Source organism: Avibacterium volantium (genome assembly GCF_049366555.1).
GTDB lineage: Bacteria > Pseudomonadota > Gammaproteobacteria > Enterobacterales > Pasteurellaceae > Avibacterium > Avibacterium volantium_A.
The window spans coordinates 18,154-42,052 of the sequence record NZ_JBMMGT010000018.1; the positions used below are offsets into that span (position 1 = coordinate 18,154).

General features: G+C 42.2%; 24 protein-coding genes. 22 read left to right on the forward strand and 2 right to left on the reverse strand.

Translation table 11 applies throughout. The features are described 5' to 3' along the window. Window positions 1-75 precede the first annotated feature (75 nt). Window positions 76-2,649, forward strand: a complete 2,574-nt coding sequence (locus ACLS0A_RS07125) for a penicillin-binding protein 1A (RefSeq protein WP_416082885.1) — start codon at window positions 76-78, stop codon at window positions 2,647-2,649. A gap of 115 nt (window positions 2,650-2,764) precedes the next feature. Here the strand turns inward: ACLS0A_RS07125 and ACLS0A_RS07130 are convergent, their stop codons facing one another. Both ACLS0A_RS07130 and asd read right to left on the reverse strand, forming a co-directional pair. Further along, on the reverse strand, window positions 2,765-3,397 hold the full coding sequence (locus ACLS0A_RS07130; protein ID WP_330933994.1) for an FKBP-type peptidyl-prolyl cis-trans isomerase: 633 nt from the start codon (window positions 3,395-3,397) through the stop codon (window positions 2,765-2,767). 47 nt (window positions 3,398-3,444) lie between these two features. After that, window positions 3,445-4,335: an archaetidylserine decarboxylase gene (asd, locus tag ACLS0A_RS07135; protein WP_416082884.1), complete on the reverse strand. Its 891-nt coding sequence runs from the start codon at window positions 4,333-4,335 to the stop codon at window positions 3,445-3,447. 213 nt (window positions 4,336-4,548) lie between these two features. Between asd and bioA the strand changes: the two genes are divergently transcribed. From bioA to ACLS0A_RS07240, 21 genes are all read left to right on the forward strand, one after another. Beyond that, window positions 4,549-5,838, forward strand: a complete 1,290-nt coding sequence (gene bioA / locus ACLS0A_RS07140) for an adenosylmethionine--8-amino-7-oxononanoate transaminase (protein ID WP_416082883.1) — start codon at window positions 4,549-4,551, stop codon at window positions 5,836-5,838. Next, window positions 5,831-7,015, forward strand: a complete 1,185-nt coding sequence (gene bioF, locus ACLS0A_RS07145) for an 8-amino-7-oxononanoate synthase (protein WP_416082882.1) — start codon at window positions 5,831-5,833, stop codon at window positions 7,013-7,015. The genes bioA and bioF overlap by 8 nt, the downstream gene beginning before the upstream one ends. Beyond that, the gene (locus ACLS0A_RS07150; RefSeq protein ID WP_416082881.1) at window positions 7,006-7,713 is read left to right on the forward strand and encodes a DUF452 family protein; all 708 of its coding nucleotides are present in this window, start codon (window positions 7,006-7,008) and stop codon (window positions 7,711-7,713) included. The genes bioF and ACLS0A_RS07150 overlap by 10 nt, the downstream gene beginning before the upstream one ends. Then, a complete protein-coding gene (bioC, locus tag ACLS0A_RS07155) occupies window positions 7,713-8,471 on the forward strand; it encodes a malonyl-ACP O-methyltransferase BioC (protein ID WP_416082880.1) in 759 nt (252 codons plus the stop codon). Before ACLS0A_RS07150 ends, bioC begins: the two co-directional genes overlap by 1 nt. Window positions 8,472-8,485: 14 nt before the next feature. Next, a complete protein-coding gene (gene bioD / locus ACLS0A_RS07160; protein WP_416082879.1) occupies window positions 8,486-9,133 on the forward strand; it encodes a dethiobiotin synthase in 648 nt (215 codons plus the stop codon). 83 nt (window positions 9,134-9,216) lie between these two features. Beyond that, the gene (gene yceD / locus ACLS0A_RS07165) at window positions 9,217-9,741 is read left to right on the forward strand and encodes a 23S rRNA accumulation protein YceD (protein WP_103853742.1); all 525 of its coding nucleotides are present in this window, start codon (window positions 9,217-9,219) and stop codon (window positions 9,739-9,741) included. A gap of 17 nt (window positions 9,742-9,758) precedes the next feature. After that, window positions 9,759-9,929, forward strand: coding sequence for a 50S ribosomal protein L32 (rpmF, locus tag ACLS0A_RS07170; protein WP_103853741.1), 171 nt, complete (start codon window positions 9,759-9,761; stop codon window positions 9,927-9,929). 25 nt (window positions 9,930-9,954) lie between these two features. After that, window positions 9,955-10,989 (forward strand): phosphate acyltransferase PlsX, encoded by a 1,035-nt coding sequence (gene plsX, locus ACLS0A_RS07175; RefSeq protein WP_416082878.1) that lies wholly within the window; start codon window positions 9,955-9,957, stop codon window positions 10,987-10,989. Window positions 10,990-11,019: 30 nt separating this feature from the next. Further along, a complete protein-coding gene (locus ACLS0A_RS07180; protein WP_416082877.1) occupies window positions 11,020-11,970 on the forward strand; it encodes a beta-ketoacyl-ACP synthase III in 951 nt (316 codons plus the stop codon). A gap of 45 nt (window positions 11,971-12,015) precedes the next feature. After that, entirely contained in the window at window positions 12,016-12,960 is a 945-nt protein-coding gene (gene fabD, locus ACLS0A_RS07185) for an ACP S-malonyltransferase (protein WP_416082876.1), read from the forward strand. A 23-nt stretch (window positions 12,961-12,983) separates the two neighbouring features. Next, a complete protein-coding gene (gene fabG, locus ACLS0A_RS07190) occupies window positions 12,984-13,712 on the forward strand; it encodes a 3-oxoacyl-ACP reductase FabG (RefSeq protein ID WP_416082875.1) in 729 nt (242 codons plus the stop codon). A gap of 311 nt (window positions 13,713-14,023) precedes the next feature. After that, window positions 14,024-14,254 carry an acyl carrier protein gene (acpP, locus tag ACLS0A_RS07195; protein WP_005544465.1) on the forward strand — a complete coding sequence of 77 codons (231 nt, stop codon included), beginning with the start codon at window positions 14,024-14,026 and terminating at the stop codon, window positions 14,252-14,254. Between the two features lie 163 nt (window positions 14,255-14,417). Beyond that, the gene (locus ACLS0A_RS07200) at window positions 14,418-15,758 is read left to right on the forward strand and encodes an anaerobic C4-dicarboxylate transporter (RefSeq protein WP_103853736.1); all 1,341 of its coding nucleotides are present in this window, start codon (window positions 14,418-14,420) and stop codon (window positions 15,756-15,758) included. A gap of 148 nt (window positions 15,759-15,906) precedes the next feature. Next, window positions 15,907-17,787, forward strand: coding sequence for a molecular chaperone HtpG (gene htpG, locus ACLS0A_RS07205; protein ID WP_416082874.1), 1,881 nt, complete (start codon window positions 15,907-15,909; stop codon window positions 17,785-17,787). A gap of 73 nt (window positions 17,788-17,860) precedes the next feature. Next, the gene (locus ACLS0A_RS07210; RefSeq protein ID WP_103853734.1) at window positions 17,861-18,124 is read left to right on the forward strand and encodes a DUF5339 family protein; all 264 of its coding nucleotides are present in this window, start codon (window positions 17,861-17,863) and stop codon (window positions 18,122-18,124) included. 30 nt (window positions 18,125-18,154) lie between these two features. Next, window positions 18,155-18,889: a 4'-phosphopantetheinyl transferase family protein gene (locus ACLS0A_RS07215; RefSeq protein ID WP_416082873.1), complete on the forward strand. Its 735-nt coding sequence runs from the start codon at window positions 18,155-18,157 to the stop codon at window positions 18,887-18,889. Window positions 18,890-18,983: 94 nt separating this feature from the next. After that, window positions 18,984-20,207 carry an FtsH protease activity modulator HflK gene (gene hflK, locus ACLS0A_RS07220; RefSeq protein WP_416082872.1) on the forward strand — a complete coding sequence of 408 codons (1,224 nt, stop codon included), beginning with the start codon at window positions 18,984-18,986 and terminating at the stop codon, window positions 20,205-20,207. Then, on the forward strand, window positions 20,207-21,091 hold the full coding sequence (gene hflC / locus ACLS0A_RS07225; RefSeq protein WP_416082871.1) for a protease modulator HflC: 885 nt from the start codon (window positions 20,207-20,209) through the stop codon (window positions 21,089-21,091). Before hflK ends, hflC begins: the two co-directional genes overlap by 1 nt. A 116-nt stretch (window positions 21,092-21,207) precedes the next feature. Beyond that, window positions 21,208-22,194 (forward strand): helix-turn-helix transcriptional regulator, encoded by a 987-nt coding sequence (locus ACLS0A_RS07230; RefSeq protein WP_416082870.1) that lies wholly within the window; start codon window positions 21,208-21,210, stop codon window positions 22,192-22,194. Between the two features lie 60 nt (window positions 22,195-22,254). Beyond that, window positions 22,255-23,001 (forward strand): PP2C family protein-serine/threonine phosphatase, encoded by a 747-nt coding sequence (locus ACLS0A_RS07235; protein ID WP_416082869.1) that lies wholly within the window; start codon window positions 22,255-22,257, stop codon window positions 22,999-23,001. A gap of 60 nt (window positions 23,002-23,061) precedes the next feature. Then, window positions 23,062-23,892: an SIR2 family NAD-dependent protein deacylase gene (locus tag ACLS0A_RS07240; RefSeq protein WP_416082868.1), complete on the forward strand. Its 831-nt coding sequence runs from the start codon at window positions 23,062-23,064 to the stop codon at window positions 23,890-23,892. The last annotated feature ends 7 nt before the right edge of the window (window positions 23,893-23,899 follow it).

The following is a 23,899-nucleotide window of genomic DNA, read 5'->3' on the forward strand; positions in this document are numbered from 1 at the left end:
TAGTTAAGCTAAAATTTCGAGTTTTAGTTTTTCTGATTTTTTTCAATTTTGCACGAATGAAGAGAGAATTTTACGATGCGGATCGCAAAATTAATTTTAAGTAGCTTGCTGACAATGATCATTTTAGGCTGTGTTGTCGCAGGAATTATTTATGTTCAACTAAAATCAGGCTTGCCAAGTGTAGATTCCCTAAAAACCGTTGAATTGCAGCAACCGATGCAAATTTATACGGCTGATGGCAAGCTCATTGGTGAAGTGGGCGAACAGCGCCGTATTCCAGTGAAATTAAATGAAGTACCACAAAAATTAATTGAAGCGGTGCTTGCCACAGAAGATAGTCGTTTTTATGAACATCACGGTTTAGATCCGGTGGGCATTGCGCGTGCGGTGAGTGTTGCGATTACCAAAGGCGGTGCTTCACAAGGGGCGAGTACCATTACCCAACAGCTCGCACGTAACTTCTTCTTAACGCCAGAAAAAAATATTGTGCGTAAAGCGAAAGAAGCCATTTTGGCGATTGAAATTGAGAATACGCTAAGCAAAGATGAAATTTTAGAGCTGTATTTGAACAAGATTTATCTTGGCTATCGCGCTTATGGGGTGGCGGCAGCGGCGAAAACCTATTTCGGCAAATCGCTTGATCAGCTCACCTTATCAGAAATGGCGGTGATCGCAGGCTTGCCAAAAGCGCCTTCCACAATGAACCCGCTCTATTCTCTTAAACGCGCGACCGCACGCCGTAATGTGGTGCTAGGGCGAATGTTAGAAATGCAATACATTAGCAAAGCGGAATATGATGAAGCCATTAACGAGCCTATTGTAGCGAGCTACCACGGCGCGCAGTTAGATTTTAAAGCAGATTATGTTACCGAAATGGTACGCCAAGAAATGGTGAAACGTTTTGGCGAAGAAAACGCCTATACTAGCGGTTATAAAGTTTATACTACGGTGCTTTCCGCCGATCAGTCCGAAGCGCAAAAAGCGGTGCGTGATAATTTGCTCGCTTATGATATGCGCCACGGCTACCGCGGTGCGGCTGTGTTATGGAAGAAAGGCGACACCGCTTGGGACGAAGATAAAATTATTGATGCGCTAAAAAAATTGCCTAATTCAGCGCCTTTAGTGCCAGCTGCCGTATTGGAAACCAGCAAGGCTGGGGCAAAAGTATTATTAGATGATGGCAACAGCATCACGCTTTCCCCGGCAGCAATGCGCTGGGCAGGCAAAAGACAACCAAAAGCAGGCGAACAAATTTGGTTGCGTCAGCGTAGCAATGGTGAATGGCAACTTTCTCAAGTTCCAGAAGTAAATTCTGCCTTGGTTTCGTTAAACAGTGATAATGGGGCAATTGAAGCATTAGTGGGCGGCTTTAGCTTTGAGCAAAGCAAATTTAACCGCGCCACTCAGTCTTTAGTGCAAGTAGGGTCATCGATCAAGCCTTTCATTTATGCCGCCGCATTAGAAAAAGGGCTAACCTTATCAAGTGTGCTACAAGATTCCCCTATCGTGATCAAAAAACCGGGGCAAAAAGTATGGACACCGAAAAACTCACCAAACCGCTATGATGGCCCAATGCGCTTGCGTGTGGGCTTAGGGCAATCCAAAAATATGATTGCGATCCGTGCAATCCAAATGGCAGGCATTGATTTTACCGCCGATTTCTTGCAACGCTTTGGCTTCCAGCGTGATCAATATTTTGCCAGTGAAGCCCTTGCTTTAGGGGCGGCTTCATTCACCCCACTTGAAATGGCGCGTGCTTATGCGGTGTTTGATAACGGGGGGTTCTTGGTAAATCCTTACCTTATTGAAAAAATCCTTGATAATACAGGCAAGGAACTGTTTGTTGCGAACCCACAAATTGCTTGTGTTACCTGTGATAACATTCCTGTGATTTATGGGGAAACTGAAAAATTAGATGGGTTTAAAAACCTTGATTTAGAGAAGCCTGATAATTTAGTTTCTACGGATAGCAGCACCAATGGTGAAGAGCTAGATCAAGATGAGCAACCTAATGATATTCCAGAACTTGATCGCCAAAATAAAAAATTAGATGAAAACGCAATTGATTTTATGGCTCAAGATAAAAAATCCAATGACCAAGTGCAGTATGCACCTCGCGTAATTAGTGGTGAGTTAGCCTTCTTAATTCGTAGTGCATTGAACACCGCAATTTACGGTGAACAAGGTCTAGGCTGGAAAGGAACGAGCTGGCGAATGGCAAATCAAATTAAGCGCTCGGATATTGGTGGAAAAACAGGGACAACCAATAATTCAAAAGTGGCTTGGTATGCCGGTTTCGGAGCAAATATTACCACCGCCGTTTATGTTGGCTTTGATGACAACAAACGCAATTTAGGCAAAGGCGAAGCGGGCGCACAAACCGCAATGCCTGCGTGGATTGATTATATGAAAACGAGCTTAAAAGATGTGCCAGAGCGTAATCTTCCACTTCCACAAAATATTATCGAAAAGCGTATTGATACGGGCTCAGGGCTGCTTTCTAACAGTGGTGGACGTAAAGAATACTTCATCAAAGGCACAGAGCCTAAGCGCGCCTATGTTAAAGAACGTGGTTACTATGTGCCACCTGAATTGCTAGAGCGTTTAAATGGTGGAGTGAAATCTTCTGAACAACAAGAATTATTCTAGTACAACGCTACCGACAGGATAAAAAATAAAGTGCGGTTGTTTTTTCAAGAATTTTTCTAATCGGAAAAGAAAAGACCTAGCGAAATAGCTAGGTCTTTTTTATGCAGAAAATAAATTAAAGAATATCCAACAATTCCACTTCAAACACTAATGTGCTAAATGGTGGGATTGCTGCACCTGCGCCGCGCTCGCCGTAGGCAAGGTTATGTGGAATGGTGAGTTTCCATTTTGAGCCAACTGGCATCATTGAAAGGGCTTCAACCCAACCTGGGATTACGCCGCTTACAGGGAATTCAGCAGGTTGGCCACGTTGTACGGAGCTGTCGAATACCGTGCCGTCTGGCAATGTTCCGGTGTAGTGAACGCGTACTTGATCTTGTTTGCTTGGGATTTTGCCGTTACCTTCCACTAACACTTCATATTGTAAGCCTGAGTCTGTTACTTTCACGCCGTCTTTTTTCGCATTTTCTGCAAGATAGGCCTTACCTTCTTCTTCAATTTTTTTGAATTGGGCTTGCGCTGCTTCTGCGGCTTGTTGTTGCAGTTGTTGTAAGGCTTGACTCACTTCGTTTAAGTCAATTGCTGGAGCATTTTGATTTAACGCATCAAAGATTCCTTTCGCCACGGCATCTGCTTTTACCGCTAATTTGCTATCAACTAATTGCTGGCCGATTTGTAAACCGATACCGTAACTGCCTTTGGCAGAAACATCATCTAAAGCGACTTGGTTAAAAAATTGTTCTGACATTGTTTTTTCCTTCTATTAAAAATAAATGTGTTTGATTAAGCGATTTATTACATCGTGTTTTTATAAGCTAACACTTCGCCCATATGCACTGGCACATCAACCGCCAACTGTTCTGCCAATTTCACTTGATTCGGCTGGAATAAATTGATTACCGTAGAACCAAGCTGGAACGCGCCCATTTCTTGGCCTTTGCGTAATTTCACGGCATTTTCACCGCTATATGTCCAGACTTTCACCTCTTTGCTACGCGGTGGGTTAATCACGCCAGCCCATTGAGTGCTGATACTTGCTGTGATGGTTGCGCCCACTAAAATTTGTACCATTTGCCCAAATTCCGTATCAAACACGCAGATCACGCGTTCGTTGCGAGCAAATAAATTGGGAACGTGTTCTGCCAAAAATGGATTAACTGAAAACAGTTCACCCGGTACATAAATCATTTTGCGTAATGTGCCATCACAAGGCATATGTACACGATGATAATCTCTCGGTGAAAGGTATATTGTGGCGAATTCACCATTTTTAAAGGCCTCAACCAATTCTTTATCATTGGCAAGCAGATCAGCAAGGCTAAAATCGTGTCCTTTGGCTTGTAATAAACGATCTTCATCAATATGCCCGAGCTGGCTCACGCGGCCATCTGCGGGTAAACAAAGTGCGGTAGGATTTTCATCAATTTTTCTCGCTCCTTCCGCTAAAGGACGGATAAAAAATTCATTAAAGGTCGCATAATCATTAAAATTTGGTTTCAGCGCTTCTTGCATATTAACTTGGTATTTTTTCGCAAATAATTTAATCACTAAATGGGTTAGCGCTCCCCAACGTTGCTTTGCAAACCAACCTGCAAGTTGCGTTAAATAAAACTGCGGCATTACATATTGAAACGCCACTTTTACACGTTGCCAATAAGTTAAAGGCATTTGCGTTTTTGCTGTCATAAGGTTTTCCTTTGTTAAAATGGAAGGGCGATTATATCAACTTATCCTACTTGTGCAACGATATGCGGATTTTGTCTTGATTTATCAAAGGAATGGGGGTAGTGTTCGTTCTCTATTATATTGATGTAGGGACGCACCTATGTGTGCGCCCGTAAAACAGATAATGATATATGGGCGAATGCACAGGTTTGCCCTACGATTTTGGTAGAAAAAATGCAAGAACAAACCCTCCTTAATATCGACAAAAACCACATCTGGCACCCTTATTCACGTCTGAATAGTGATGCACCGATGTTTGCGGTGGAGCGTGCGGACGGGGTGGAGATCACCTTAAAAAATGGTAAAAAATTAATTGACGGAATGTCTTCGTGGTGGGCAGCGTTGCACGGCTATAACCACCCGAAATTGAACCAAGCAGCGAAAGATCAGTTAGAGAAAATGAGCCATATTATGTTTGGCGGTTTTACCCACGATCCCGCTGGTGAATTGGCTTCTCGCTTGGTGAAATTATTACCTCAAGGGCTAGACAAAATTTTCTTCGCCGACAGTGGCTCGGTGGCAGTGGAAGTAGCGATGAAAATGGCAATTCAGTATCAGCAAGCGAAAGGGGAAAGCGAGCGTTACAAGTTTGCCACCATTCGTTCGGGCTACCACGGCGACACTTGGCACGCAATGTCGGTGTGCGATCCGATCACGGGTATGCACAGCCTATTTGCGAAAGGCTTGCCCGTGCAGTATTTTCTCCCACAGCCTAAAACCCCTTTTGACGGACAATGGCAAGAGGCAGATATTCAGCCATTAAAGGATTTACTGGCAGAAAAGAGCGGTGAAATTGCTGCCTTAATTTTAGAGCCGATTGTGCAAGGGGCAGGCGGAATGTATTTTTATTCGCCGACTTATTTGGAAAAAGCCCGTGCCTTGTGTGATGAATATGGCGTATTGCTGATTTTTGATGAAATCGCCACAGGCTTCGGGCGGACAGGAAAATTGTTCGCCACCGAATACACCAATATCAAGCCTGATATTATGTGCTTAGGCAAAGCCCTCACAGGCGGTTATTTAACCCTTTCTGCCACTATTACCACCGCTCACATAGCAGAAACCATTTGTAACGGCGAGGCAAAATGCTTTATGCACGGACCGACGTTTATGGGTAATCCGCTAGCTTGTGCCATTGCCTGTGCGTCCATTGATCTTCTGTTAGAAAGTGATTGGCAAGGCAATGTGCAACGCATTGAGCAACAATTAAAAATGGAACTTGCCCCTGCGAAATCCTTCAAGGCGGTGAAAGAGGTGCGTGTGCTGGGGGCGATTGGCGTGTTAGAAATGATAGAACCTGTGAATTTGAACATTTTACAGCCAAAATTTGTCGAAAAAGGCATTTGGCTACGCCCTTTCGGGCATTTGGTGTATATTATGCCTCCTTTTATTATTTCGGCCGCTCAGCTCAGCCAGCTCACGCAAGGCTTATTGGCAGTACTCAAAGAGGTTTACAATGAATAATCATCTCGCTGATTTTGCACAAACACTGGCAGAACTCAAGGCGATTGGGCAGTTTCGTCAGCTTCCCCAGTTAGATCATCAAGGCAAGATGATCGTCAAAGACGGACGTACAATGCTCAATATGTCCTCTAATGATTATTTAGGTCTTGCCAATGACGATAAATTAAAAGCGGAATTTTTGCAAAAATACGGCGAAAAATTACCGCACTTTACCTCATCGTCCTCCCGCTTATTAACGGGATCTTTCGCCATTTATGAACAATTAGAAAGACTTATGGCACAACGTTTCGGACGCGAAGCCTGCTTATTATTTAATAGTGGCTACCACGCCAACATTGGGATTTTGCCTGCGGTGGCAAATAAGAAAACACTAATTGTGGCAGATAAACTGGTTCACGCTAGTATTATTGATGGTATTCGTTTGAGCGAAGCAGATTTCGTGCGCTATCGGCATAATGATCTCAATCATTTAGAAACCCTACTCAGCAAGCACCAGAATCAGTATCAACGAATGATCATCGTAACCGAAAGTCTATTTAGTATGGACGGCGATGTAGCGGATTTGCCACAAATAGTGGCGCTGAAACAACGCTTTGGTAATGTGTTGCTCTATGTGGACGAAGCCCACGCCATCGGCGCTTATGGGGAAACAGGGCTGGGCATTGCGGAACAGCAAGGTTGCCTGCAAGACATTGATTTGCTGGTTGGCACCTTTGGCAAAGCTTTGGCATCAATGGGCGCTTATGTGGTGTGCGATCAGCTCATTAAAGATTATTTAATTAATAAAATGCGACCGCTGATTTTTTCTACCGCGCTTCCGCCATTGTGTGTGGCGTGGACCGCATTTCAGTTTGAAAAACTCCCGCACTTTGCTGCGCGCCGCCAACATTTACATCAGCTAAGCGAAAAAGTGCGGTGCTTTTTTCGCGAGAATTTAGCCCAATCGATTCTGAGCGAAAGCGGTATTATTCCTTATATTATCGGTGATAATCAAAAAACCGTGGCAACGGCGCTTGCCTTGCAGCAACAAGGCTATTATTGTTTGCCAATCCGTCCGCCTACAGTACTGAAAGGCACATCGCGCATTCGCGTTTCTTTAACAGCGGATATGACAGAACAAGAAGTGGACGCTTTTCTCACAACCTTAATGGAATTTGAGCAACAACAATGCAAATAGAATTAATCAAGCGCGCAGATAATAATCCAAATTTAATCATTTATTTTGCGGGCTGGGGAACGCCAGCCAGTGCTGTTTCTCACTTAGCGTTACCAGAAAACACCGATTTACTGCTGTGCTATGACTATCAAGATCTGATATTTAATGTGGATCTCTCCCCTTATTCGCAGATCCGTGTGGTGGCTTGGTCAATGGGCGTGTGGGTGGCAAATCAGGTACTCGGGCAAACGCCTCTTGTCAATGCGACTGCCATTAACGGCACAGGCAGGCCTTGTGATGATGAGATGGGCATTCCGCAAGCGGTATTTATCGGCACGCTAGAACAGCTAGATGAACGCAATTTAGCCAAATTTCAACGCAGAATGTGCGGCGATAGCGCCACGTTCGAGCAATATAACCAATTAACAGGGCAACGTGATTGGCAACAAGTGCGGTCAGAATTAAACGAACTTTATCAATCTATTCAGCAAGATAATGGAAAATCGCTGAACTGGACAAAAGCCATTATTGGGGAGAAAGATCGTATTTTTCCTAGCCAAAATCAGCTTAACTTTTGGCAAACTTATGCCGCGGTGCAAAAGCAAAGTGTGACACAAAAACAAAGTGCGGTGCAAAATGGCACAGAATTTGTCTTACAAACAATGCCATTGCCGCACTATCCTTTTGCACAATTTCACGCGTGGGCTGAGTTATTTTAATGAAGGCGATAGATAAATCTCGCGTGGCGCAATGCTTTAGCCAAGCCTTACAGAGCTACGACAGCCAAGCACAAGCGCAACAGCAAATTAATCAGCAACTATTACAGCTGTTATTGCAAACGGGCAGAACGGCTTTTCCGCAAGTGCTGGAAATTGGTTGTGGCACGGGGCATTTTAGCCAGCTTTTAGCGCAACATTTACAAGTAGAATCTTGGGCATTTAACGATTTATGCAATGTGCAAAGCCAACTTAACGCCTTATTTCCACAAGAGAATATTGTTTTTTATCAAGGCGATGGGGAAAATTATCCGTTTCCTGCGCATTATGATCTCATCGCTTCCGCTTCTGCGGTGCAGTGGTTTGCTAATCCGCACGGTTTCGTCAATAAATGTGCCGATTTATTGCGTGAAAACGGCATCTTGCTGATTAGCACCTTTGCCCCACAAAATTTAGCAGAAATTCGTGCATTAACGGGAATTGGTTTGGATTATCCTGATTTGGCTCAATGGCAACAATGGCTGAATGAAAAATTTGAGATCAAAGCCTTATTTGAACAAGCGATGCCGCTATATTTTTCTAATCCATTGGCAGTGTTGCAACATCTCAAAGCCACTGGGGTTACTGCCACAGGGCAAGGGCGTTGGACAAAGGGACGATTGCAACAATTTATTGCAGATTACCAAGCGCAATATGAAAATCCGCAAGGACAAGTGCGGTTGAATTATCAGCCACTTTTTATTTTGGCGCAAAAATTATAGCAAGGGGGAACAAAATGACAGGGCAAGTGATCTTTATTTCGGGCATTGATACCGATGTAGGAAAAACTATCGCCACAGGCTGGTATGCGAAAAAACTCGCGGAACAAGGTTTTTCGGTCATTACGCAAAAAATGATCCAAACAGGCTGTGAAGAAATTTCTGAAGACATTGTGCAACACCGCAAATTGCAAGGCATTGAGCTATTGCCCGAAGATCAGCAAGGACTAACCTGCCCTTATTTATTTTCTTACCCTTGTTCGCCGCATCTCGCCGCGCGCCTAGAAAATCGTGAAATTTGCACCGCACTTATCCGCCAAGCAACAGACGACCTGGCAGCACGTTATGATTATGTGCTATTGGAAGGCGCAGGTGGCTTGTGCGTGCCTTATGATGAACAGTACACCACCTTAGATTATGTGGCCGCGCAAGGCTATCCTGTGATTTTAGTAACATCAGGAAAACTGGGCAGCATTAATCACACCTTGCTTAGTTTGTTAGCCTGTAAGCAGTATCATATTGAATTAAAAGGATTAATTTATAATCGCTATCCTTTAGGTGATGAAACCATCAATGATGAAACGGCGCGTTATTTAGAAAATTATTTGCACCAACATTTTCCCCAAGCAGAATTTTTCCGCTTAGAAAAACAAGATCAAATTTAACAAAAAGGAAATTCGCACTTTTCGCATAAAAAATCATAATTTCCTTTGACTAATTGAACATCAAAAGGTAATATGCACGCCCTATGCAAAAGGTAAAACTACCCCTTACAACTGATCCAGTAAAGGATGCACAGCGTAGATTGGATTATGATGGCTATTATGCAATCAACCAACTTGGTCGCCTGGCTGAATCAGTAAATAAAGTGCTCAGCGATGCACAGGTAACATTATCATTTTTCATTGATCCACAAAAATTAGTGGTAATGAAAGGCAAAGCTCAGGTTGAAGTGGAACTCACTTGTCAGCGCTGCGGTGAACCTTTTAACCAAATCTTGGAAGCCGAGTTTGCATATAGCCCTGTTTCTAATTTGGATCAAGCCGATGCGTTACCAGAGATTTATGAACCTATTGAACTTAATGAGTTTGGGGAAATAGATTTACTGGCAACGATTGAAGATGAATTGATGTTATGTCTGCCGATTGTGCCGATGCATTCATCTGAACACTGTGAAGTGTCCGTGGCTGAACAGGTTTTTGGCGAATTGCCCGAAGAATTGGCAAAAAAACCGAACCCGTTCGCTGTATTAGCTAGTTTAAAGCAAAAGTAAATTTAGGAGTATAGCCAATGGCTGTTCAACAAAATAAAAAATCTCGTTCACGTCGTGATATGCGTCGTTCACACGATGCCTTAACTACTGCAGCAGTATCAGTAGATAAAGCAACTGGCGAAACCCATTTACGTCACCACGTTACTGCTGACGGTTACTACCGCGGTCGTAAAGTGATCAACAAGTAATTCCTTTTTTATATAAGGTATTCACTTGAGCCGTCTAACCCTTGCGTTAGATGTGATGGGCGGGGACATTGGTCCCCGTGTTACTATCCCAGCATCCATAAAAGCGTTGGAACAAGATCCGATGCTTTCTCTTTTATTATTTGGCGATAGCCAAATAATTCTCCCTTTATTAGAAAATATCCCCACTGCGTTGCAAGATCGCATCAAGGTTTGCCATTGCAGCAGAATCATTGAAAATACCCAAGGTTTGTCTTATGCCCTGCGTCATAGCAAAGGCACATCAATGCGTTTAGCCATTGAAGCGGTGCAAAAAGGCGAGGCACAGGCGTGCGTGAGCGCAGGCAATACAGCGGCATTAATGGGCTTAGCCAAAATTTTATTGCAACCCCTGAAAGGGATTGAGCGTCCTGCGCTAATTTCTGTGATCCCTACAATGAATGGCGATCGTTCCGTAATGCTTGATCTTGGTGCCAATATTGAATGTAGTGCAGAAAATCTCTATCAATTTGCATTAATGGGATCAATTTTTGCCGAGAATTGTTTAGATCTGGTTTTTCCGCGCATTGCGTTGCTAAATATTGGCATCGAAGAAATTAAAGGATATAAATCTATTCGTGATGCGGCAGAATTATTGAAGCAAAATCCCACCTTAAATTACATTGGTTTTATTGAGGGAGATTTATTGCTCAATGGCAAAGCTGATGTGATTGTCAATGACGGCTTTGTGGGCAATGTGGCATTAAAAACCTTAGAGGGTGCGGCAAAGAATGTGATTTCTTTATTCAAAGGCAGTCCAACATTGAATAAAACAAATCATATTTTAAAACCGATTTTTCGCTGGTTTGTGCGAACTTTCTTGTTGAAAGGGAGCTATCAACGCTTAAAACAAATTAATCCAGACCAATATAACGGCGCGTCATTAATTGGTTTAACCGCTGTGGTGGTCAAAAGCCACGGCAGCGCTAACATTGATGGCTTTGCTTACGCCATTGCTGATGCGGCACAGCAAGCAAGACAAAAAATCCCTGAAAAGATTTTAGCTGGCTTGCAAAGATATTAGCTTTCAATTCATTAATCATTAGAAATTGTTATGTATAGTAGAATTTTAGCCACTGGTAGCTATGCGCCAGAACAAGTAAGAACAAATGCCGATTTAGAAAAAATGGTAGATACCTCTGATGAGTGGATCACCACGCGTTCGGGCATTAAAGAACGCCGTATTGCAGGTGAGAATGAAACCGTTGCAACAATGGGCGCAGCGGCCGCGCAAAACGCTTTAGCAATGGCCAATATTGATCCACAAGAAATCGATCTCATTGTGGTTGGCACAACCACGAACTCTCATTCTTACCCAAGTGCAGCTTGCCAAATTCAAGGCCTTCTTGGCATTAAAGATGCCATTGCCTTTGATGTTGCAGCAGCTTGTACTGGTTTTGTGTATGCCCTTTCAGTGGCGGATCAATTCGTGCGTAACGGGCAAGTGAAAAAAGCCTTGGTGATCGGTGCGGATTTAAACTCACGTCATCTTGATGAAACCGATCGCAGCACAGTGGTGTTATTTGGTGATGGGGCTGGTGCAGTGATTTTAGAAGCCAGCGAAAAGTGCGGTGTGATTTCAACCCATTTACACGCTTCCCCAGATACCGAAAATGCCTTGCTACTTCCACAGGCGCAACGTGGTGATGAGCAGTCTGGCTATATTTCAATGCAAGGCAATGCCACTTTTAAATTAGCGGTGAGCCAATTAGCCAATGTGGTGGAAGAAACCCTAGCCGAAAATCAATTAGACAAAAAAGATCTTGATTGGCTCGTGCCACATCAAGCCAATTTACGCATTATCAGTGCCACAGCCAAAAAATTAGAAATGGAAATGTCGCAAGTGGTGATCACGCTCGATCGCTATGGCAACACCAGTGCGGCGACCGTGCCGACTGCCCTTGATGAAGCGGTGCGAGATGGGCGTATTCAACGCGGACAACTGTTATTATTAGAAGCCTTTGGCGGTGGTTGGACTTGGGGTTCAGCACTGGTTCGTTTTTAACTTTATTTGCTAGAATAGCAATTCCATAAAAAATAGGATAAAACAATGAAAAAATTTGCAATGGTTTTCCCCGGACAAGGCTCGCAAGCGGTCGGAATGCTTGCTGAATTAGCAAGCCAATTTCCTGTGGTAGAACAAACCTTTAAGCAAGCCTCTGAAGTACTTGGCTATAATTTATGGCAACTCGTACAACAAGGCCCAGCGGAAGAATTAAACAAAACTTGGCAAACTCAGCCCGCACTTTTAGCCGCTTCCGTGGCAATTTATCGTGTTTGGCAACAACAATATCCAGATTTAAAACCAAGTGTAATGGCAGGCCATAGCCTTGGCGAATATTCAGCCTTAGTTTGTGCAGGTGTCATTGATTTCCAAGATGCCATCAAATTAGTGGAATTACGCGGAAAATTAATGCAACAAGCCGTGCCAGAAGGCACTGGCGCAATGTATGCTATTATTGGTTTAGATAACGAATCAATTATCAAAGCTTGTAAAGACGCCGAGCAAGGCGAAGTGGTTTCAGCGGTGAATTTTAACTCACCAGGACAAGTGGTGATTGCAGGCGCAAAAGCTGCCGTAGAGCGTGCCGCAGCAGCCTGTAAAGAAGCAGGCGCAAAACGTGCCTTACCTTTAGCGGTGAGCGTGCCTTCTCACTGTGCCTTAATGAAACCAGCGGCAGATCAACTTGCCGTATCGTTAGAAAGCATTGCCATTAAAGCCCCTAAAGTTGCGGTGATCAATAATGTTGATGTGAAAGCAGAAGAAAAAAGTGAAGAAATTCGCACCGCACTTATTCGTCAGCTATACAGCCCTGTACGCTGGACTGAAACCGTAGAAAAAATGGCTCAAAATGGCATTGAAGTGTTAGTAGAAATTGGCCCAAATAAAGTGCTTACTGGTTTAACAAGCCGTATCGTGAAAGAATTAACCGCCGTTGCCGTCAATGATGTAGCATCGCTAGAAAAAGCGCACGCGGTATTAACCGAAGCCTAAAAAAGACAATTAGGAGAACAATTATGCAAGGTAAAATTGCGTTAGTAACTGGGGCAACCCGTGGAATTGGACGTGCGATTGCGGAAGAATTAAGTGCCAAAGGCGCATTTGTGATCGGTACTGCCACCTCTGAAAAAGGGGCTGAAAGCATTTCAGCTTATCTTGGCGAGAAAGGCAAAGGCTTAGTGCTAAATGTAGCGGATCAACAATCCATTGAAGCAGTTCTCGCACAAATTAAAGCCGATTTCGGCGATATTGATATTCTTGTTAATAACGCTGGGATCACCCGTGATAACCTATTAATGCGAATGAAAGATGAAGAATGGTTTGATATTTTGCAAACTAATCTCACCTCTGTATTCCATCTTTCCAAAGCAATGCTACGTTCAATGATGAAAAAACGTTTTGGTCGTATTATCACCATTGGCTCGGTAGTTGGCTCAATGGGTAATCCAGGACAAGCGAACTATTGTGCGGCAAAAGCAGGTTTAATTGGTTTCAGCAAAGCCCTTGCCAAAGAAGTGGCTTCACGCGGAATTACCGTAAACATGGTTGCTCCCGGCTTCATTGCCACAGATATGACAGACGCATTAACGGAAGAACAAAAAGCGGAAACCTTGGCTAACGTGCCTGCAGGCCGTTTAGGCGAACCAAAAGATATTGCCAAAGCGGTGGCATTTTTAGCCTCTGATGATGCAGGTTATATCACTGGTTCTACTCTACACGTTAATGGTGGAATGTATATGGCGTAATGCCATAACCCTAAGATTTAAAAGGAAAATTTATTCTATAGCGGAAAAGATTTTCTGTTTAATCTTTGATTTAAAACAATTTCTTGCACGAAAACATAGCCAAGCGGGGGGCTTAATGCTAAAATCGCCCCCAGCGATGTAAATTGTTTACGTTGGCTGTTGCGTTAGCAAAGTAACGTAACTTATTTTTAGCGAATGTATTTTTGTTAGTTGATTTGTGGTTTGACCTTGCAAAAATAGGTTGCAACTTAGCTAAAAATACATACACTATAAAACCATTATTTTATGGCTAACTATAATAGGAAAAGCAAATGAGCATTGAAGAACGCGTAAAAAAAATTATTGTTGAACAATTAGGTGTTAAAGAAGAAGACGTTAAACCAGAAGCTTCTTTCGTTGAAGATTTAGGTGCAGACTCTTTAGACACTGTTGAATTAGTGATGGCTTTAGAAGAAGAATTCGATATCGAAATTCCTGATGAAGAAGCAGAAAAAATCACTACTGTTCAATCAGCAATTGATTATGTTCAAAACAACCAATAATCACATTAAGGCGGTGTAAAAACCGCCTTAATTTTTTCCCCTCCATAAAAATTTGATTTAGATAGCCTTTTCATCAAATAATCCCACCAAGAATATTGTAGAAAATTGTAAATAAAGTATGATTGCTAACGGAAATTTTTATAACTCATTTTAGGGATAGACTATGCTTTATTTAGAATTTTTATTTCTATTATTAATGCTTTATATCGGTAGCCGATACGGTGGTATTGGTTTGGGAGTGGTATCTGGAATTGGCTTGGCAATTGAAGTTTTCGTGTTGCGTATGCCATTAGGAAAAGCCCCGATTGATGTAATGCTGATCATCTTAGCCGTGGTAACCTGTGCTTCCGTATTAGAAGCAGCAGGCGGGCTGAAATTTATGCTGCAAGTGGCGGAAAAAATTCTGCGTAATAATCCGAAACGGGTTACCTTGCTCGGGCCATTGGTGACTTATTTGATGACCTTTATGCTCGGAACAGGCCATTCGGTGTATTCTATTATGCCGATTATTGGTGATGTGGCATTGAAAAATAAAATTCGTCCAGAACGTCCAATGGCAGCGGCTTCTGTGGCGTCGCAATTGGCGATTACTTCCAGCCCATTATCTGCGGCCGTGGTGTTTTATTTAGGACGTATTACTGAGTTACCGGGATTCGATCACATCAGCTTGTTGGATATTATTTGCGTAACTGTGCCAGCAACCTTAGCGGGAACTATCGCTTTGTCGCTTTATAGTATGCGCCGTGGTAAAGAACTTGAGCAAGATCCAGAATACCAACGCCGTTTGCAAGATCCAATTTGGCGTGAACGTATTTTGAATACCACTAGCACCACCTTAAACGAAGAATTGCCACCAGCGGCAAAACAGTCGGTTTATTTATTCTTATTAGCCCTTGTTGTGATTGTGTTCATCGCAATGTTCCCAGAAATTCGTACAGTTGGCGTGGGTGAAAAAATCAAACCGATTTCAATGTCTTACATCATTCAAATGATGATGCTGTGTTTTGGTGGGATTATTTTATTGGTCACTAAAACCAATCCGCAAATCGTGCCAAATGGCGTGGTGTTTAAATCAGGTATGGTGGCAGCCATCGCGATTTTCGGGATTGCGTGGATGAGTGATACTTACTTCAAATTCGCAATGCCACAATTTAAAGCAGGCATTACTGAAATGGTAAGCACTTACCCTTGGACATTCGCCTTTGCATTGTTTGCCGTTTCTGTGGTAATCAACAGCCAAGCTGCCACCGCAGTAATGATGTTGCCAGTGGGAATTGGACTAGGTTTACCAGCACCATTATTAGTGGGCTTAATGCCAGCCACTTACGGTTATTTCTTTATTCCAAATTATCCGTCAGATATCGCAACGGTGAACTTTGACGTAACAGGCACAACCAAAATTGGTAAATACTACTTCAACCACAGCTTTATGGTGCCGGGTCTAATCGGTGTCGTGGTAGCCTGTATGGTTGGATATACCATTGCACAGATTGTGATTAGATAACTCATTTCATAATAGCAAAGTGCGGTGATTTTTCACCGCATTTTTATTACAGCAGAAATGCTTAAACTTTCACCGAACAAAAAATCCCCCGTTGAAATTCCCTTATTTATTCCTATATAAGATCCCATTGCAAAAGAGAGGATACAATATGAACAAAAATCAAGAAACTCGTGGATTTCAATCTGAAGTTAAACAATTACTTCAATTAATGATCCACTCACTTTACTCGAATAAAGAAATCTTCCTGCGTGAGCTAATCTCAAATGCGTCTGATGCGGCGGACAAGTTGCGTTTTAAAGCGCTTTCTGCACCAGAATTATATGAAGGTGATGGCGATTTAAAAGTGCGTATCAGCTTTGATGAAGAAAAAGGAACGATCACCATTAGCGATAACGGAATTGGAATGACGCGTGAGCAAGTGATCGATCATTTAGGGACGATTGCGAAATCAGGAACGAAAGAATTTTTGAGCGCACTTGGCGCGGATCAAGCGAAAGACAGCCAGCTTATCGGGCAATTTGGTGTCGGTTTTTATTCTGCTTTTATTGTGGCGGATAAAGTAACCGTGAAAACCCGTGCAGCAGGCGTGCCTGCTGATCAAGGTGTGTTGTGGGAATCCACCGGTGAAGGTGAATATACCGTTGAAAACATTGAGAAAAAAGATCGTGGAACGGAGATCACATTGCACTTGCGTGCGGAAGATAAAGAGTTTGCCAACGCGTGGCGTTTGCGTGAAATCATCAGCAAATATTCCGATCATATTGGCTTGCCAGTTGAAATTCTAAGCAAAGAATATGATGATGAGGGCAAAGAAACAGGAGTGAAATGGGAAAAGATCAACAAAGCCCAAGCCCTATGGACACGCTCAAAAGGCGAAATCTCTGATGAAGAATATAAAGAATTTTACAAACATTTAAGCCACGATTTTGCTGATCCGCTTTTATGGGCGCACAATAAAGTAGAAGGAAATCAAGAATATACCAGCCTGCTTTATGTGCCGTCTAAAGCCCCTTGGGATCTCTTTAACCGTGATCACAAACAAGGCTTGAAGCTCTATGTGCAACGTGTGTTTATTATGGACGATGCGGAACAATTTATGCCGAATTATCTGCGTTTTGTGCGTGGTTTAATTGATAGCAATGATTTACCGCTCAACGTTTCTCGTGAAATTCTGCAAGATAACAAAGTAACCGCAGCCTTGCGTAAAGCGCTTACCAAGCGTTCATTACAAATGTTAGAAAAATTAGCGAAAGACAATCCAGAGCAATATTTACAATTCTGGAAAGAATTTGGCTTAGTGTTAAAAGAAGGGGTGGCGGAAGATGTGGCTAACCGTGAGCAAATTGCCCGTTTATATCGTTTTGCTTCAACGCATAATGATAGCAGCGAGCAAACCGTTTCCCTGCAAGATTATGTTTCGCGAATGAAAGAAGGACAAAAAGCCATTTATTATATCACGGCAGATAGCTATATTGCGGCAAAAAATAGTCCGCACTTAGAACTGTTTAATAAGAAAGGCATTGAAGTGTTGTTGCTTTCTGATCGTATTGATGAATGGATGGTAAGTTATCTCACCGAATTTGATGACAAACCATTGCAGCCTATCACCAAGTCCGATCTTGATTTAGGCGATTTAGCGGATCAAGAACAGGAAGAACAAAAGACACAAGATAAAGCCTTTGGTGCTTTCGTTGAACGCGTGAAAACCTTATTGGGGGATCGCGTGAAAACGGTACGTTTAACGCACCGTTTAACGGATACCCCAGTGGTGGTTTCAACGGATAACGATCAAATGACCACACAAATGGCGAAATTGTTTGCTATGAGCGGGCAGCCAGTGCCAGAAGTGAAATATACTCTTGAGTTAAATCCAGACCATTCGTTAGTGAAAAAAGTGGCAGAGATAACAGACGATGTAGCCTTTGCAAATTGGGTGGAATTACTGCTTGAACAGGCCATGTTTGCGGAGCGCGGATCGCTGGAAAATCCAACCGCATTCATTAAACGTGTAAATGAGTTGTTATCTTAATAAATTAGGTTAGAATAGAGGCGTTGTCTAAAACTAGGCAACGCTTATTTTTTGACTTATAAAAAGGAATGGTATGAAAAAATTTATTGTCGTTATAAGCTTATTGTTATCTGCTTGTAGTTCAGTACTGAATGTTACTCAATCGGCTAAATTAGCTAACAGCTGCCAAACCTATTTCAATATTTTAGATGAGAATGTTGCCACTTCCACCCTACCTGCGGAAACCTTGCAGGCATTACAACAGGATTTTGCACAATATCGCAAAGAATTTACAAAACTCTCTGCTGAGAAACAAGAACAATTCTGCCGTGCGCGTTTGGCACGTTTTCAACATTAATTTTCTTTCCCTGCGTAACAAGGAGCGTCAATGAGCATTTTTATTGCGTGGGGAAATATTCATCAGTCTTATCCTTTCGAGCAAATTCCAACGGCATTACTCACGCCTAAATTATGTCAAGCACCGCCTGAACAACCGCGTTTGTTGCAACGTTATCGTTGCCGTTGGATGGCGCATTTTTTGCTATGGCAATTATTAAAAACCGCAAAAATTTCTACCGCACTTTTATCGCAAATCGCATACAGCCAAAGCCAGCGCCCTTATTTTCTTACGCCGAATATTGATTTTAATATCAGCCATTCAGGCGATTGGGTGGCGGTGATACTCAAGGTTAATGAAAAAAATGAAATCCAAAGTGCGGTGGGAATTGACATTGAATTTCCGCAAAAAGAACGGGATTATGCTGCCTTGCTTGGTCATTTCGCCCCCGAACAAGAACAACAATGGTTTGCAAAGCAGCCCGACAAAAAAACAGCTTTTTATCGTATTTGGTGTTTGCGTGAAGCGCTGTTGAAATCCCAAGGTGTGGGCATTGTGAAATTATCGGAAGTGGATCACCAAGCAGAGAGTCTGCAATTATTTTCTGCCTATTGCCCGCAAGGGGAAGCCATATTTACGCAAGAATTGCCCTTTTATTTGGCCGTTTTCGCTAATGCAACCCTGGCAACAGCGCATTATTTTTATTGGAATGATGAAGGCTTAATTCCCACTGAATTAAGGCAAAAAATTTGCTATAAAGTAAACCACACTTTAACGGATTTTTGATGGATTAAAGGGAAGGAAAGCGGGTAATCTGCCCTAGACTTCACTTATTATTTTGTTTAGACTTGTAACAATTTTTTGACAAATGGAGAAAAGAATGTCCTTTAATGGTTCAGATCAAGATCCTTGGGGAAAACCAGGGAGCAACCCAAATCAATCGGATAACAAATCCGATCCAAATAACCAATGGGATAAGCGTAATAAGCAGGAACAATCCCCACCTGATCTTGAAGAAGTCTTTAGTAATTTATTGAAAAAACTCGGTGGTGGCCAAAATGGTGGCAACCATAACGGTGGCGGCAAAGGCCTGTCATTTGGCTTAGGGAAATTGTTACCTGTTGCTGCGGTGATTGGTGCGATTGTTTGGGGCGTGAGCGGTTTTTACACCGTGAAAGAAGCGGAGCGTGGCGTGGTGTTACGTTTTGGTGAGCTGGAAAAAATCGTGCAACCGGGTTTGAACTGGAAACCAACTTTCGTAGATAAAGCGATTCCCGTTAATGTGGAACAAGTGAAAGAGCTGAAAACCCAAGGCGCAATGCTCACTCGCGATGAAAATATGGTGAAAGTGGAAATGACCGTGCAATATCGCGTGAGTGATCCAGCGAAATATTTATTTAGCGTAACCAATGCCGATGACAGCTTAAACCAAGCTACCGACAGTGCGTTGCGTTATGTGATTGGACATATGTCAATGGACGATATTTTAACCACAGGGCGTTCCATTGTGCGTGAAGACACTTGGAAAGCCTTGAATAGCATTATTCAGCCTTATGATATGGGGCTAGAAGTGCTTGATGTGAACTTCCAATCTGCGCGCCCGCCAGAAGAAGTGAAAGCCGCCTTTGATGATGCGATCAAAGCACAAGAAGATGAGCAACGTTATATTCGTGAAGCGGAAGCCTATGCTCGTGAGCAAGAGCCAATCGCACGTGGTAATGCACAACGCATTATTGAAGAAGCCACCGCCTATAAAGATCAAGTGGTGTTAAATGCGCAAGGGGAGGTGGAGCGTTTCCAACGCTTATTGCCTGAATTTAAAGCAGCGCCGCAATTATTGCGTGATCGCTTATATATTCAAACGATGGAAAAAGTGATGGCAAACACGCCAAAAGTGTTGCTTGATAGCAACGGCAATAATTTAAGTGTGCTGCCGCTCGATAAAATTTTATCGCAAAAAAATAGTGAAAAAAGCACCGCACCTAACTCATCAAATTCACAAAGTGCGGTGAAAAATCAGGAAATTTATTCCGAGTCTCGCGCTTTTTCCAACAGTGAGAACGATCAACAATCATCTGAAAATCGCCAAGGGAGATTTAACTAATGCGTAAGATTTTAACCCCTGTTTTACTGGTATTGCTTGCGGTGATTTATTCTAGCCTTGTGATTGTAGATGAAGGCACGCGCGGCATTATGTTGCGTTTCGGCAAAGTTCATCGTGATTCTGACAATAAAGTGATGGTGTATGAGCCGGGTTTACACCTTAAAATCCCATTTATTGACTCAATGAAAGTGTTAGATGCGCGTATTCGCACCCTTGATGGCGCGCCAGATCGCTTTGTTACCGTTGAGAAAAAGGATCTTTTAGTGGATTCTTATGTGAAATGGCGAATCAGTGATTTCGGCCGTTTCTTCACCGCAACAGGTGGTGGCGATTATACTCAAGCGTCCAACTTATTACGCCGTAAAGTGAATGACCGTTTACGCTCTGAAGTGGGTTCACGCACCATTAAAGACATTGTGTCAGGGACGCGCGGCGAATTAATGGTTGGCGCGCGCAAAGCCTTGAATACAGGGCAAGATAGCACCTCAGAATTAGGGATCGAAGTGGTTGATGTACGAGTAAAACAAATCAATCTCCCTGATGAGGTGTCTTCATCAATTTACCAACGTATGCGTGCAGAACGTGATGCAGTGGCCCGTGAACATCGTTCACAAGGTAAAGAAAAAGCGGCATTTATTCAAGCCGATGTGGATCGTAAAGTTACGGTAATTTTGGCCACCGCCAATAAAACAGCACAAGAATTGCGTGGTAACGGTGATGCCGCCGCCGCCAAACTCTACGCTGATGCCTTTGCGCAAGAACCTGAATTTTACAGCTTTGTGCGTAGTATGAAAGCCTACGAAAAAAGCTTTGCAGAATCAAACAATATGCTGATTCTCAAACCAGACAGCGACTTCTTCCGCTTTATGCAAGCGCCGAAGTAAAATATATAAGGGCTATATCTATATTAGATTAGCCCTAAACTCCTCACTATTCTCACAAAATATTCACTTGCTTTTGCTATAATTTTATAATTGAAGCTAGAGGAAATTATAAAATTATGACAACTCGACCAAAAGATATTGATGCTACGCTTTTGCAGATAGAAATTTTAAGGATTATTCCTAGGCTGCCAGCGAGCATAGAGGCAAAAACGATTCACGAAAAACTGAAAGATTTAGGCTTTAATCGTGATTTACGTAGTATTCAGAGAACGCTACAAGCACTTTGCTTACATTTTGATGATTTAGAATGTAACAACGATAGCAAGCCTTATACCTATTATTGGAAAGAGCGTTCAGCTGGATTTGCGCTACCCGTTTTAAATGAGCAACAATCACTATTACTCAAACTTGCAGAAAAACAACTTAAATATCTGTTACCTGCAAATATTATGTCCTCAATGAAACCTTTTTTCGAGCAAGCTGATAGAATGGTTTCAGGTACTTACCCAAATGAAAAAGAGAAGCCTACACATCAATGGCTCAATAAAGTTTGTGTCACTCCAACAACTTTACCATTAATTCCTGCCAAAATTGGAGAGGATATTTTTTCAGCCGTTAGCCAAGCGCTGTATCAGAACAAGTTACTCAAGATCGAATATCAAAACTCAAGTGGTAAACAACACTCTGCAACTATTATGCCTTTGGCAATTGCACAGCAAGGAGCGAGCATTTACCTCATTTGTCGTTTTGATGGATTCTCCGATAATCGAATACTGGCAATGCATCGTATCTGTAAAGCAGACATCTCTACATTTAGCTTTGAACGACCTAAAGATTTCAACTTGCAGGTCTATCAAGATGAGGGCTATTTAGGTTTTACCCGTTATCAAACTATCCGTAAAATTTGCTTGACGTTTTCTATTGCAAAATGGGCAGGATTTCATTTAACGGAAACGCCTCTTTCCAATGATCAACAGATTTTAGAAGAAAGCGATAAACATTACCGTTTTCGTGCAACCCTGCCTGAAAATGATATGTTGGATTGGTGGATTTTAAAATTTGGTGAGGATATTTGGGATATTGAGCGGGAGCCATTAACATAGTTTACACGCTATATAATTTGAATAAAATGCCCTGCTAAACAGTCAATTAGGGGAAACCTTATGCCATTTCAACTTACATTCTGCCAGCAAGCTGGTAATGATAAAAAACACAACCAAGATGCCTTATTCAATGGGGTGAACGTTTACCAATGGAAGCTAAAAAATGCTGAAAATGTTATTTTATATGAGGATAGCGTAATTTTTGGCATTGCCGATGGCGTCTCTAATAGCCCAAAACCTCAACTCGCTAGCCGATTTCTAATGGAACAATTAAGTCAATGCCAATCGCTTAGTTCAGCTTGGCTAAGGGATATTCAAAATAAGTTAAGTGAACGATATGCACAATCTTATTTTGGAACAAGTAGTACCTTTGTTGGCTGTGAATTATATGCAGATGGAAGTGGTAAAATAGTCAATACAGGCGATAGCCGAGCTTATAAAATCACGATAAATGGCGAGTGGCAACAACTCAGTTTTGATCATACTATTCTTGCTGAAATGCAGGCTCAAGGTTTGGCTGATGAGCAAACGGAATATGCGGCAATGTATCAAGGTTTATCTGATTGTATTAGTGCTAATTTTGATGAGGCAGATTTCCGTATTCATATTGCAACATTTCAACTAGCAAAAGGCGAAAGCATATTACTTTGTTCAGATGGTTTGCACAATTACATCACGCCAATACAGATTAAACAAATTTGGCAAAAATATCCTAATAGCATTGAACGCCTTCAAACTTGTAGAAAAATGGTAAAAAAGCACCGCACTTATGATGATTTTTCTGTCATTATGTGCGAATTTTTATAATTCAACGACACAATTTGTCGCTTTTCTAACTAAAATGATAAAAAAACAAAGGAGGAAGTGATGAATAACGATCTAAATTATGCGGTTGAACTTATTCGCCAAGCTGATGGTATTTTGATTACTGCAGGAGCTGGAATGTCTGTTGATAGTGGTCTGCCAGATTTTAGAAGTGTTGGAGGATTTTGGAATGCCTACCCTCCACTTAAAAAATTTAATTTGCAATTTATAGATATTGCAACACCTCTTGCCTATGAACAACGTCCTGAACTTGCTAAATGGTTTTTTGCTCATCGCTTAAATCAATATCGTCAAGCCGAACCTCACGAAGGTTATACCATTTTAAAACGCTGGGCAGAAAATAAGCAATATGGTTATTTTGTATTTACCAGTAATGTGGACGGGCATTTTCGTAAAGCAGGATTTAATGAAAGTCGAATTTACGAGTGCCACGGCACGTTAGATCGCTTGCAATGTATGAATAATTGTCAAAACCAATCTTGGTGGTCTTATGGCTACAACCCTATTACAGATGATGAACAATGTATAGTCGTTAGCGAAGCTCCAACTTGTCCTAATTGTGGGGGCTTAGCTCGGCAAAATGTAATGATGTTTAATGACGATATTTATTGCGAAAACTATCAACTGGCTAAATATACACGACTTAATGAATGGCTAGGTAAAATTCAGCGTCTCATAGTCATTGAAATCGGTGCCGGAAAAGTTGTACCGATAGTTCGCCGTTTTTCTGAACGCATCGCCAAACAGAAAAAAGGTAGTTTAATTCGTATTAACCCGATTGATGCAGGTGTGCCAAAAATGCACTTTTTGAGCTTGAAAATGGGAGGATTAGAGGCGTTGAGAGCAATTGATGAGTTATTGCAAGCAGATTAAATCTGAT

What these genes read in the sequence shown, in the direction of transcription:
- ACLS0A_RS07210 (WP_103853734.1), top strand. Translation starts at nt 17,861, where the DNA reads ATGAAAAAATTTATTGTCGTTATAAGCTTATTGTTATCTGCTTGTAGT.
- ACLS0A_RS07150 (WP_416082881.1), top strand. Translation starts at nt 7,006, where the DNA reads ATGCAAATAGAATTAATCAAGCGCGCAGATAATAATCCAAATTTAATC.
- htpG (WP_416082874.1), top strand. Translation starts at nt 15,907, where the DNA reads ATGAACAAAAATCAAGAAACTCGTGGATTTCAATCTGAAGTTAAACAA.
- fabG (WP_416082875.1), top strand. Translation starts at nt 12,984, where the DNA reads ATGCAAGGTAAAATTGCGTTAGTAACTGGGGCAACCCGTGGAATTGGA.
- ACLS0A_RS07125 (WP_416082885.1), top strand. Translation starts at nt 76, where the DNA reads ATGCGGATCGCAAAATTAATTTTAAGTAGCTTGCTGACAATGATCATT.
- ACLS0A_RS07235 (WP_416082869.1), top strand. Translation starts at nt 22,255, where the DNA reads ATGCCATTTCAACTTACATTCTGCCAGCAAGCTGGTAATGATAAAAAA.
- hflK (WP_416082872.1), top strand. Translation starts at nt 18,984, where the DNA reads ATGTCCTTTAATGGTTCAGATCAAGATCCTTGGGGAAAACCAGGGAGC.
- ACLS0A_RS07130 (WP_330933994.1), bottom strand. Translation starts at nt 3,397, where the DNA reads ATGTCAGAACAATTTTTTAACCAAGTCGCTTTAGATGATGTTTCTGCC.
- rpmF (WP_103853741.1), top strand. Translation starts at nt 9,759, where the DNA reads ATGGCTGTTCAACAAAATAAAAAATCTCGTTCACGTCGTGATATGCGT.
- fabD (WP_416082876.1), top strand. Translation starts at nt 12,016, where the DNA reads ATGAAAAAATTTGCAATGGTTTTCCCCGGACAAGGCTCGCAAGCGGTC.
- bioC (WP_416082880.1), top strand. Translation starts at nt 7,713, where the DNA reads ATGAAGGCGATAGATAAATCTCGCGTGGCGCAATGCTTTAGCCAAGCC.
- yceD (WP_103853742.1), top strand. Translation starts at nt 9,217, where the DNA reads ATGCAAAAGGTAAAACTACCCCTTACAACTGATCCAGTAAAGGATGCA.
- ACLS0A_RS07240 (WP_416082868.1), top strand. Translation starts at nt 23,062, where the DNA reads ATGAATAACGATCTAAATTATGCGGTTGAACTTATTCGCCAAGCTGAT.
- bioD (WP_416082879.1), top strand. Translation starts at nt 8,486, where the DNA reads ATGACAGGGCAAGTGATCTTTATTTCGGGCATTGATACCGATGTAGGA.
- ACLS0A_RS07200 (WP_103853736.1), top strand. Translation starts at nt 14,418, where the DNA reads ATGCTTTATTTAGAATTTTTATTTCTATTATTAATGCTTTATATCGGT.
- ACLS0A_RS07230 (WP_416082870.1), top strand. Translation starts at nt 21,208, where the DNA reads ATGACAACTCGACCAAAAGATATTGATGCTACGCTTTTGCAGATAGAA.
- ACLS0A_RS07180 (WP_416082877.1), top strand. Translation starts at nt 11,020, where the DNA reads ATGTATAGTAGAATTTTAGCCACTGGTAGCTATGCGCCAGAACAAGTA.
- asd (WP_416082884.1), bottom strand. Translation starts at nt 4,335, where the DNA reads ATGACAGCAAAAACGCAAATGCCTTTAACTTATTGGCAACGTGTAAAA.
- bioF (WP_416082882.1), top strand. Translation starts at nt 5,831, where the DNA reads ATGAATAATCATCTCGCTGATTTTGCACAAACACTGGCAGAACTCAAG.
- hflC (WP_416082871.1), top strand. Translation starts at nt 20,207, where the DNA reads ATGCGTAAGATTTTAACCCCTGTTTTACTGGTATTGCTTGCGGTGATT.
- acpP (WP_005544465.1), top strand. Translation starts at nt 14,024, where the DNA reads ATGAGCATTGAAGAACGCGTAAAAAAAATTATTGTTGAACAATTAGGT.
- bioA (WP_416082883.1), top strand. Translation starts at nt 4,549, where the DNA reads ATGCAAGAACAAACCCTCCTTAATATCGACAAAAACCACATCTGGCAC.
- ACLS0A_RS07215 (WP_416082873.1), top strand. Translation starts at nt 18,155, where the DNA reads ATGAGCATTTTTATTGCGTGGGGAAATATTCATCAGTCTTATCCTTTC.